Annotated in this window: 6 protein-coding genes; 2 read left to right on the plus strand and 4 right to left on the minus strand. The window is 45.1% G+C overall.

Annotated features, from left to right (window positions below; all coding sequences use genetic code 11):
- The coding region (locus tag JGK14_RS31935; protein ID WP_325315921.1) for a DNA/RNA non-specific endonuclease at nucleotides 1-1536 on the plus strand (1536 nt) is incomplete at its 5' end.
- Nucleotides 1537-1567: 31 nt separating this feature from the next.
- Nucleotides 1568-2065 (plus strand): pentapeptide repeat-containing protein, encoded by a 498-nt coding sequence (locus JGK14_RS31940; protein ID WP_293201359.1) that lies wholly within the window; start codon nucleotides 1568-1570, stop codon nucleotides 2063-2065.
- Nucleotides 2066-2208: 143 nt separating this feature from the next.
- Here the strand turns inward: JGK14_RS31940 and JGK14_RS31945 are convergent, their stop codons facing one another.
- The 4 genes from JGK14_RS31945 to JGK14_RS31960 all read right to left on the minus strand — a co-directional run bounded on the left by JGK14_RS31945 (nucleotide 2209) and on the right by JGK14_RS31960 (nucleotide 10734).
- Entirely contained in the window at nucleotides 2209-2739 is a 531-nt protein-coding gene (locus JGK14_RS31945) for a pentapeptide repeat-containing protein (RefSeq protein ID WP_293201361.1), read from the minus strand.
- Nucleotides 2740-2879: 140 nt separating this feature from the next.
- Nucleotides 2880-3059: a hypothetical protein gene (locus tag JGK14_RS31950; protein ID WP_325315922.1), complete on the minus strand. Its 180-nt coding sequence runs from the start codon at nucleotides 3057-3059 to the stop codon at nucleotides 2880-2882.
- A 188-nt stretch (nucleotides 3060-3247) separates the two neighbouring features.
- The gene (locus tag JGK14_RS31955; RefSeq protein WP_293186112.1) at nucleotides 3248-8725 is read right to left on the minus strand and encodes an nSTAND1 domain-containing NTPase; all 5478 of its coding nucleotides are present in this window, start codon (nucleotides 8723-8725) and stop codon (nucleotides 3248-3250) included.
- 677 nt (nucleotides 8726-9402) lie between these two features.
- Nucleotides 9403-10734: an ATP-binding protein gene (locus tag JGK14_RS31960; protein WP_293150090.1), complete on the minus strand. Its 1332-nt coding sequence runs from the start codon at nucleotides 10732-10734 to the stop codon at nucleotides 9403-9405.
- Nucleotides 10735-11354 lie beyond the last annotated feature (620 nt).

Consider the following 11354-nt stretch of genomic DNA (forward strand, 5'->3'; position numbering starts at 1 on the left):
GGTGATTATGCGGTTCCTACTTTGTTTAATGGGAATTTTGATGCTGTAGCGGCTCAACTAGATTCGCAACCCATTCCTGGTTGGTCTTTGTACAATGGCGATAATAAGTCTGTGTTGCAAAGCTCCTTGGTGAATCGGAACAGCATTACTACTTTATCTAGCCCTGTAGTAGGGGCTAATTCGGGTCAACCCAATTATGCTTTGAAGCTAAACTCAGGTGAGAGCATTACGCACAATCGCTTTGTTGTTCCTGACTGGGGAAATTTACGATTTGATATTCATGTACCTGAGCCAGCTCGCCTTGATGATAAGGATGACTATATTCAAGTGTATTTGGAGACAGACGACCAATCTTTTATACTAAGGGATAAGGAGATTGATCCTAGCACTCTCGTGGAAGATCCATCCTTAATTCCTGTTGATGAAATAAGAGCAATTCCCGCTGCTGTAGATTTACGAGAAGTTCATCCTCAAGCAGTTGCTCAACCACTGATACAATCACAGCTTAATCGCATTGGCTATGGTTCTAAGGGATTTGAAACATTTCAAGTAAATGTGCCTGATGAAATGCGAGGGAAAACAGCTAGACTAAGATTTAAGCTACATGGAGATACAGAAGTGTATATTGATAATGTATTCTTCCAAAGCGAACACCTGAAGTTTGGCAATCCGTCTCTGAATCAACAAGAAGCAAGGACTGAGCAAGCAAGCCAACCCAATAACTACTTAATTGAAAAACCTCAGTATGCAGTTTCTTACAATGATAGTCTCAAGACTCCTAATTGGGTGAGCTATAAATTAGATCCTTCATGGTTAGGAGGAGTAAGTATGCCACGTCCTAATTTTGCTCCCGATTTGAGCCTACCTTTTGCTGATGCTACAATCAGTGAAGACTACAGTAAAACTGGTCAAAATGGTACTATTGCTATCCGAGGACATTTAGTGCCAAATCAAGATCGAGAAAGAGGAATAGAGAGCTATCATACAATCCCAAACCCTAATACAGGAGCACAGGATAATTACTCTATTTCTAAAGATAATTACCTAACATACTTGACAACAAATGTAGTACCACAACCTCAGTATGATACAGCATGGCAGAAGCTCGAAGGTGACATAAACACCTTTGTTAGAAAGAGTAATAACCCTAACAATGAGGTTTACGTTATTACTGGCAGGTATGGCTCAATCGATCGGATTCAATCACTATTACCCTCAGAATTACCCTCAAAATTACCCTCACAAATTAAGGATCGAACTTCTCAATTTAATATTGATGTTCCTGAATGGCTGTGGAAAGTTGTTTTAATTCCAGAAGCACCCGGTCAAAGTCCTACAGATATTACAACTAAGGCCATCTCCTTTGGCGTACTTTTGCCAAATACTAACCAACAGCCATCAAAACTAGACTGGCGCAAGCACATTTTCTCAGTCAATGATATTGAGGACTTGACTGGCTATAACTTTTTCTCGAACATTGCCACCGAAGTTCAAGAAAAAATTGAGGATAATACTACTTTACCTCTATTATTTTAAGTAATAAGTTTAGGGAGACAGAATTATCCATATGAATGTAGCAGAATTAATCGAGCGTTATAATGCTGGCGAACGTAACTTTGCTGGGGTAACTCAATATGGTATTTGTAGTGAATTAACCACAACTAACTTAAGCAACATCATTTTAAGTGGAGCTGATCTCAACTCATTCAGCAGAACTAACTTGCGTGGAGCTCAGTTAGTAGGAATCTCTTTAGTTCGTGGTGGACTGGCAGAGGCTGACTTGTCAGGTGCAGACCTGACAGGAGCCAACCTTACTGAGGCTTGGCTAAATGGAGCTAACCTCAGAGGTGCTAAATTGATTGGAGCTAACTTAACAGGTGCTAAATTGATTGGAGCCGACTTAACAGGTGCTGATTTAAGTGAAAGTATTCTTTGTCAAGTAGGTCTTACCAAAATCAAGCTGGATGAAGAATGTCATCGTCAGGTGATTTTGACTAACGCTTTGCTCTGGCAAACCTATCTGCCTGATGGTACGTTTGTTAGCAATCCAAGGTATCACGAATAAATATGTATCAGGACTTACGCATGGGCAACCAAAAACCTAGTTTCTGTGTCAATTTTTATCGAAAAAGAGATAATTTTTGTCAGAAATAGGTTTTTGCGTAAGTCTTATATATGACAATGACCGAAGTAATTGGAGACCTGTGTTTAGTATCTCATGTCGTATACAGGATCGGCAATAAACGTTCCATCAGGCATGAGCGTATTCCAGAGTAACGCACCTGTGCAATGGATATTAAGAGTGTCAATGGGATGACCCGCAGGTCTAATTCGCGTCAAATTTAATTGGCACAGAGAACTATATTCAAAATTAGCATTAAGAGTATCAGCCCCTTCCAAGTTAGCTTGAATTAAGTTAGCATATTCCAGCCTAGCCCCTGTCAAATTAGTACATTCTAAACAAGCCCGCCTCAATGTAGCTCCGTTGAGATTGGCCCATGTTAGGTCTGCTAGTGTGAAATCAGCGTCAGGCATATAAGCTCCTATTAATTTAGCTTCTGTTAAGTTAACGTCTCTAAGCCTAGCTCCCGGCCAGTATATTCCACTTAAGATAATATTACTTAGGTCAGCACCGTCTAAGACATCAGGATTGTCTGTATTAGCCTTCATCCTCAATCCGGCAAAATTGCGCTCTCCAGCTTGATAGCGTTCTAGTAGTTCATCTGGTGTAATCAGCATAATATTTCTATTTTAGTTATTGCTTTCGGAAAATTGGTCCAAGAATTTAGGTATTGATATCGTAGAAATTACGGCGTTGCAATATAAATATAAACTTTCTAAGGAAGGGTATATCTGTTTTCAGCAATGTTTAGCATTCATCAAGCTGTACAATTATCATTTCGGATAGTTCCATCTGGCATGACAGTATTGCACAAAATCCCATCTTCAAACCCTTTTCCCATGAGCCTAACCTTCTTTGCCATCAAACTAGGCTCTGGTTGAACTCCCATCAGATTAGCGTGGCACAGATTTGAACCATCAAACGAGGTTTCGTCCACGATCGCACCAATAAATTAATATTACCCAAAGTCAGGACACGGCAGTGCCGTTTCCCTACAATTAATCGGGCGATCGTTACATCTGGTACGATCGCGATAGATTATTTTGCGGTAGGGAAATGGCTTTTGGAGTGTCCTCCGTTCCTTAACAGTCAACAGTCATCCGTCAACCGCCAACAATCAAATGACTAAAACTGAGGTTTTGCGACCACCCCGTCGCACAGACGCCGATCGCGATCGCTCACATTAGGATTAGTTCTAAGATAATCCCCCACCCAATCGCAGCCCCTCACCAGCAAATCATCAAGATCCAAATTCCATAAAATTACCCGGTTATCCTTGCTAGCAGAAGCCAGAATTTTCCCATCCGGGCTAAAACTCAAGCCCATCACACTATCCTTGTGACCCGTCAAAGTTTTCAGCAACGTCCCGCTGCGGCTCCACAACTTCACCTTATGATCGTAACTGCCCGAAGCAACCAACAAACCATCCGGGCTAAAACCCACGCTAGTCACGCTGTCGCTAGAACCCTTCAGCAACGTCGCTACCAAAGTTCCGTCCACCTTCCACAGCTTCACCGAATTGTCGTAACCAGCCGAAGCCAGCATTTTGCTATCAGGGCTAAAAGCAACCCCCAACACAAAACTATTGTGAGCCCCTTCAAAAGTCCTCAGCAAACCACCGTCCCGATTCCACACTTTGACAGTGCCGTCATCGCTTGCAGAAGCCAACATCGAACCGTCAGGGCTGAATGTCACCCCAGTCACCCAGCCTTTGTGTCCCGTCAAAGTCTTAATCAACCTGCCCTGTCTCGTCCAGAGTTTCACAGTCTTGTCCTTGCTCGCCGAAGCGATAATCTCGCTGTCGGGGCTAAAATTCACGCTCATCACGCTGTCGCCGTGTCCTTCCAGGGTAAACAGCACAGAAGGCGAACACGGAAATAGCGGCGCCGAAGGACAAGGGAGACTATTACTCGTCGCATCTTTGTTCAGACTCCAGACTTTCACCGTTTTGTCGTAACTCCCAGAAACCAGTAGCTGTCCGTCGGGGCTGAAATTGACGCTGGCGACTCTCTGAGTGTGTCCTTCCAAGGTTTCGAGCAAAATCCCCGTGCGGCTCCAGAGTTTGATAGTTTTGTCTGTAGAAGCAGAAGCCAGCTTTTGGCCGTCGGGGCTGAAAGTAACGCTTTGCACCCGGTTTTGGTGTCCGTCGAGGGTTTTGAGGGGCACATCATCGAGCCGCCAAAGTCGGATAGTTTTGTCAAAACTTGCCGAAGCCAAAGTTTTGCCATCCGGGCTAAAACTTACCTGAGTAACTCGATCGGCGTGTCCCTCAAAAGTTCTGAGCAAACGACTGTCCGGTTTAATATTGCTAGCATCCGTTGGACGTTTGTCGCCAACACCAGCCAGACTCCAGAGTTTGACACTCCCGTCTGCGCTTCCAGAAGCAAGTGTTTTACCGTCGGGGGAGTAACTGACACCAAATACCCACTTGCTGTGTCCCCGCAAAGTTGTTAGCAGTTCGCCCGCCTTTGCCTTGGCTGATTTTTTTCGGGCTGGGTATTTTATGGCAGCGATGCTCCAGATTTTCACCGTTTTGTCTTCACCGGCACTGGCGATCGTTTCACCGTCGGGGGAAAAACTGACCGTGTAAACTTTGGAGGGTTTTTTGTTTTCGCTGTGCCACAAATTAGCGATTAACCTGCCGTCAGCATTCCACAGTTTTACAGTGCCGTCATCGCTCGCCGCAGCGATGATTTTACCGTCGCGGCTGAAGCTGATCCAATTTATGGGAGCTGGTTGTTCGATCGTTTGCAGCAACGTACCGTCGGTTTTCCAAATTTTGATAGTTTTGTCTGTAGATGCACTGGCGATCGTTTGGCCGTCCGGGCTAAAAGCAACAGTGGTAACGCTATTAGTGTGTCCCGTTAAAGTGGTTAACAAAGTGCCGTCTGTTTGCCAAATTTTGACAGTTTTATCTAAACTTGCCGAGGCGATCGTTTTATTATCGGGACTGAAAGTGACACAGGAGACACTGTTAGTGTGTCCTTTGAAAGTAGCCAGCAAACTGCCGTCGCGCCGCCAAAGTTTCACGGTTTTATCTACGCTAGCAGAAGCTATTGTTTGACCGTCTGGACTGAAACCCAGACCCCAAACTACGTCACCGTGTCCCTCCAAGCGGTTGCGTTCTTTGACGCCATAAACTGCCTGCTGGAGGGCAGCAGCAATCAGAATTTCGGTGTCCTTGAGGCTGTGCATTTCTTGGGAGCCTTCGATCTGTCTCCACTTTTTACCCGCTCTCAAACTTTCTAGCATGGCGTCAAATTTGTTGTTTGAAAAATAAAGAGCTTCAGAAGCTGCGGTGAGGGTACTGATTTCGGCTCGCTGAGTTTGAGCGACAGCTAGCTGTTTTTGACCGACTGCCCGCCACCAAAAGTTGACGGCGGCGATCGTGGAACTCGTTAGCAATAGGACGCCGATCACTGCTACTCCTAGCATTTGTTTGAGAAAAGTATTGGCTCGGTAGAGCTGTGCTTGACTCATCTTTTTGTCGGCTTCTGCTTTGTGGAGTCTGGCTTCTAAGCCGAATCTTTGGCGGATCGGCCGCACTAAATAGTCGTGTACCAATTGATAGCGGTCTTCGGGCGATTCCCGCAGCAGAAATAGCAAACCGTGACCGACTAAAATGTCTAAAATCAAGTCGAGGTTGTCGGTTTTCTTTTGTCCGCTTTCTGGTTCTTTTGCGAACTGTCGCTGTAGGGAAATTCTGCCTCTGCTGCCGATCGCCAATAATTCACTTTCGCCCCCATCTGCCGGCTGCTGGCCTGTCACTAAGGACAATTCGTTTTTGGTTTTAATCAGCCTCACGCCTCTTTCATCCGTCAGGGAAAACAATATTTTCCAAGCTGCGTCTTCGTTAACCAGGCCGCAGTCAGAGATCACTCCTTCGAGCGATCGCTTCACTAATTCTGCTTTGGGATTGGCGCCCAATTGCTGGTATTGTGCTAGAGTCGTAATACCTTCTTCTTGCAGTTGCGCTCCTACTACCTGCAATTCGATCGGTCTCACTTCTTGCAGTTCGTCTGCTAAATCTTCGACGAAGGCATCGATCAGTGCCGGTTCTAAATAATATTCTGCCCGTTTCGTTAAGTGTCCGATCACAGCCCGCGCGTCTTTTATTGAAAAACTGCGTAGTTGGTAGCGGATGCTTTTGTCGAGAATATTATTGTTAATGGCGTCGAGATCGGGGAAGCGATCGCAGTCGAGCAAATAGTGCAAGTAATCTTCGCGCAAGCACAGAATTATCTTGACATAAGGCAGGTTCAAAAACAAGCGCAAAAAGTTATAAAAAAGTTGTCTTTGTGCCACTGAAGTCGAAACAAAGAAAAATTCTTCAAATTGATCGAAAATTAGCACAGTTAACAAATTATTTGTGGCATTTTCGCGCAACTGCTCTATAATAAAAGAAGAAGTTTCCGAGCCGCGTTCTGGAGAAATAGAGCAACTGCTTTTGTGGATTTCCTTTAGTCCTTGAGCGATTAATTGCGTTTCATCTTCGGCTTGTTTGTCGTACAGCGCTCCGTTCAAAGCGTTTTCTAATTCCACCAGCCAGTCGGTGTAAACTTTGATAACTACTGGCAAGGCATCCCGCGCGCCCGGAGTAATATTTTTCAAAGCAGGTACTAAGCCGGCATTGACTAGAGAACTTTTTCCAACTCCGCTGGGCCCGTGAATAATAGTTAATTTATGATCGTCCCTGCTAATTCTTTCGAGCAATCTATTGATATCTTTTTGGCGGGAATAAGCTGTCATTTCCGCTGCGATCGCAGCTTGATTTTGAGCTGAGGGGCTCGAAGGATTGACAGCTTGACGCTGCTGTTGCAATTGGCTGGCTCCGATAAAAGCTCTAAATCCGTATTGATACTCGATCGATCGCTGGGTTTTTTTAATCCGGAAAGCTTTGAGATACTCTCCCTGCTCGAAATAAACCGCTTGGAGTTCTGTCAAAATATCGATGTAAAGTCGGGGGTCGTACTTGGGCTCGCTTTGATTTTGAGCCAACTCCAAAGAATGAACCGCCGCTTCCCACTGACCTAGCTCCCGCAAACTTCGGGCTAACAGTAAAAGATACGAACTGCGATCGGATTTGGGATGTTGGATTTTAGATTTGGGATCGTTACTGAACTCGTTAGTACCCACGAATTCTGGATAATTTCCCGCAAATCCCAATCTCAAATCTTCAATCAACAATCTTAAATCATTAGGTGTTTGATCCAAAATCGCCAAAGCCAACTCGGCTAGCTGGCGGGCTTGACTCCACCTGGACTGTTGCAGGGCAACTTCAGCCAAAAACCCGTAATCTTGAGCTAATTGGCTGGGAGTACCGTAGGTGAAGTGCAACTGCAAAGAATTTTCAGCTAATGCTTGCAACTCTCCCCAAGCTTTGAGGCGTTGCAGTACCTCTCCGAGGTGTGCTGTCACCTCAGCTACCAATTCTGGGCGATCGGCAAGGGAGAAAGCGTTTCTAGATTGTTCCAGGCTAATCCAAGCTTGTTCCCAGTGGTGGCGGTTGGCTACCGGATTTCTGGCTGCTTGCAATCTGTGACACAGGGCTATGTGAAATAGCACTATGCCTTCTCTCTCTAAAAATAGGATGTTGGGGACAGGATTCGACAATGAGGAGCAGAGGGTCGATCGATTTTCGGCATATTCCCAGTTTGCCAGTTCCCAGTTGCCGGTTTGCTGCTGCCAAAATATTAAGCTTTCTTGGTAATGAATTAATGCTGTTTCAGTTTGGTCGCTGACATAGTAATCTCGACCCAGAACGAATTGCAGGCTGGCTTTCAGGGCGGGTTCTAATTCTTGACCGCGATTTTGTAAATCTCTTAAAGCTAATTCTAGTTCTCGGCGCGACAAAGAGCCGATCGCCAAATCGAGGGTATTGCCCGGACTCAAAGGCGAATACGAGTGGACATCTAATTGTCGTCCGTTTTGCAGTTGAGAGTTAAAGGTGAGAAAGCGTTCTCCGGAGCTAATTTGATGCTCCTGGGCTGGTTTTTCCCAGTCGGTTTCGCAGGCGCAAAAACCTGGTCGGGTGCCGGCTGTACTGCTGCCTAGTTCTTGATTTATTTCGCCTACTTTAAATATAGTATCGGCTTGCTGTGCCAGGAAATTAATTAATTCGTCAACAGCCATTTCAAATTTAATGGTGGCGGCGGCCCAACTTTTGAAGTCCGGGGCCAGACGAATCATTTTGGTCACAATGTCATCTGTTACCCACAAAATCACCGGACAGGAAAAATTTTTGCGAAATTCATCTCGCACTTGATTGGTAGAGGCCATCAATTCGTCGATCGCTACTACTGTTTCCAAACCAAATACCATCAAAGCTGAGGCAGAACCTACAGCCGAAGCCCCGTTCTGAAGCGTGTTTGCCTGGAGGGTAGTGTAAAGGGTTTTGACGGATGCTGGCAGGACGAGATCTTGAATTGGAACTGCGGACATTTCTCGCAGCCGCTGCGCTATGTGCTGCCGCAACTGCTCGTAGTTGCAGCGCACTAAAATTAGCGAAAATTGCTGCTGAGACATGGCGATGGATCTTACCAGAGTTTTGAGCGATCGCTCGTTGTAGCTGGCAGTTTCTTGTTGTTTAAGTAGATCGGTCATGCGTGCACCCCTTTTGCAGAAATCAATTACCTAACGATTGCCGATCGTGACGGAAACAGTATCTACTTAGAGATGCCCGTATCGGTCTGGCGCTTTATATCTGTAGGAATACGTAGTTTTTCGTACTTCTCCTATGAATACTTACATAGTCATCAGGTTTAATCTAAAAACATCATAGCTCCCAATCTCAGAGAATGGGAAACTTGACAATAAAAATTAAACCTAGATCAAATATTTTTTAGTCAGCTACAGATAAAATCCTCCATTCATCAATATCAGACAGCTAAATGTATCGATAATACCAGCGACTAGCTATTAGTAAACAATAGGTATATCTGTAGCATATATTTGGAAAAAAGAAAAAAAACTCGTCATGGATGCTCGCTCCAGACTAGGAGCAACGGATCAATACATACCTACCTGGTCTGGCATGGGAGATATGACAGTTGAGGTTGGGGAAATTTATTGTGTGGTGACAAATATTTATGGGGCAATTATATGCGCGGCGTAAAGACCGCATTTAAGAGAAATCAGCCAGTGGGAAAAACCGCTGACTGCGTGCTTATTGGATTGTAGAAATTGGGAGTTTTGAACGGTAAATTTTAAGTTAAATAGTTTCCAATTTACTCGCCGCTAACGGATCTTAGAGTCGAAGAATGCGATCTCAAAAATCCCAACTATTCTTGGTGATTTCGTTGCTGCCACTCCTGATATTTTCTGGTTTCTGCTAGGGCTGGATTGATGCCAAACCAGCGACCTTCTTGATCCCGGTATTCAAAGACAAACATACTTCGCAACAAGATTTGAGATTCTTCTTCGCCGGTTACACTTTGTCGGTTGACGACTTGAAACAACAATTCCCATTCCGTGTCATTGATGGCTCCCAAAAGGTCATCGCGATATTCTTGAATGACGCTTTCGAGGCATTCGCGAGAGAAGGGGGGATCTTCATGTTGCAAACAGCTATACAAAAGCATCAGTAGATTGCGAACATGGCCACCGCTAATCCGGCAAAGCCTGTCTAAAGTTTCGGGAGAGTCAAAGACTTTGGAAATCAAATCGATGCGTTGGGCGGGAGCGACTGTGGGGAAAGCTCTAGCCAATACGAGCTGCCGCAGCAGTGCCATTCCTTCGATATGATCGTCGCCCGATCGCCTCAGCACGGGTACCATCGGCATCACCTTGGGTTTGACTCCAAATCGACTGGCGAGACGGCCAAAGTCGTTAGAAAAAATCAAAGTCAGGGGAATGGTGTAGACGACGTGGCAATTGAGTTTTTTCAACTGTTCGCCACGGTCTAAAAACAGGTATTCTGGCTGGGTGCGTCCGCTGGGTTTGAGTGAGGCGTCGAGGCGATCGAGATTGTCAACAATGACTGCGAGGCCTTTTTTGCCTTGTTGCTTGAGTTCGGCGTTAGCTCTGTCGAGGAGTTCTTCGTTGATCGACTGCAAGATGCTGTTGGTGCGGGGTTCGAGATATTGCCTGAGTTGCGATCGTAGTTTGGGAGAATCTTTAGTTTTAGCAGTAACTCGAGCAATTCCTATAGATAACTCCGCTTCCGCTGACAAATCTATGGGAGTCTGCAAAAATTCTGCCACTTCTGCAAACAAATTGGTAAAGTAGCTCGGTCTGAGTTTAATTTTGGCGGATTCCATCGTTTCGCTGACTTGGCGGGCAATGCTCAGCAAAATATCACTGATGTCTACATCGCCCATGTCCAAGTCTTGGGAAGACTCGAAGTAGACGACGCAAAAACCATCTTGCTCTAGCTCAGCTTTGAGTCGAAACAATTCGGTAGATTTGCCACAGCCGATATGCCCTGTAAATAGCTGACAGGTTGGCTCGTCGGGGGATATCCGGGTGATGGTTCGCTGTAAAGATTCAATGATTTTGCCACCCCGCACCGAACCAAAATCAATGTAGTATTGATAATCTCCTGGGTCTCCCGCGACAAGGGTCTTGCTCGGGTTGCAGGCTTTATAAAATCTGTCTAATTCGAGTGCGATCACAATTGAAGCCGGCTAAAAGTTAAAAGAGTTAATCGAAAGTCTAAACTTTCTTTCGTTGAGTTTAGTTTGATTTGTCACCTTTTGCGGTGTGGGGTAATGCCCTAAATACCCAAACAACCTCTATCTGCTAATCAACCGGACGGCGCGGGAATTTGGAATTTTTAATTAAGAAATTTTAATTACCTAACTGAATCAGTGAATTTACGGATATTTGCCCTGCTTATGGGTAATTTCGCGGGGATCTGGGTGAACTACTCATCGTCAAGCGGGATACCGCTATGACGGGAGCTTCCAACTTCAAGCGGAACAGCATCCAGCAAGACCGAAATCTTACTCCCGTTGACTTACATTCCGTCCATTGGCAGTAGCACTGGTTCCCAATGTCAAAATCCGCAAGGCTTCATAAAACTAATACGGGATGCGGGAAACGAGCGAGTCTTTAGACCTGAGAGGGAAGCGACGCTCTTTACTTCAGTCAAGAGTGTTCTTTCTTAATTAGCTGAATGATGCGGGTCTTCTATGTATTATAAAACTTTATTAAGTTTGTAAGCAGTAGTAAGCAATAGTAGTATCATCTAGTCAAAATGGTCAAGAGAATTATTGCGATCGTCAAAAAATGG

This window comes from Microcoleus sp. PH2017_28_MFU_U_A (genome assembly GCF_020738035.1).
In the GTDB taxonomy this organism is placed as follows: Bacteria; Cyanobacteriota; Cyanobacteriia; order Cyanobacteriales; family Microcoleaceae; genus Microcoleus.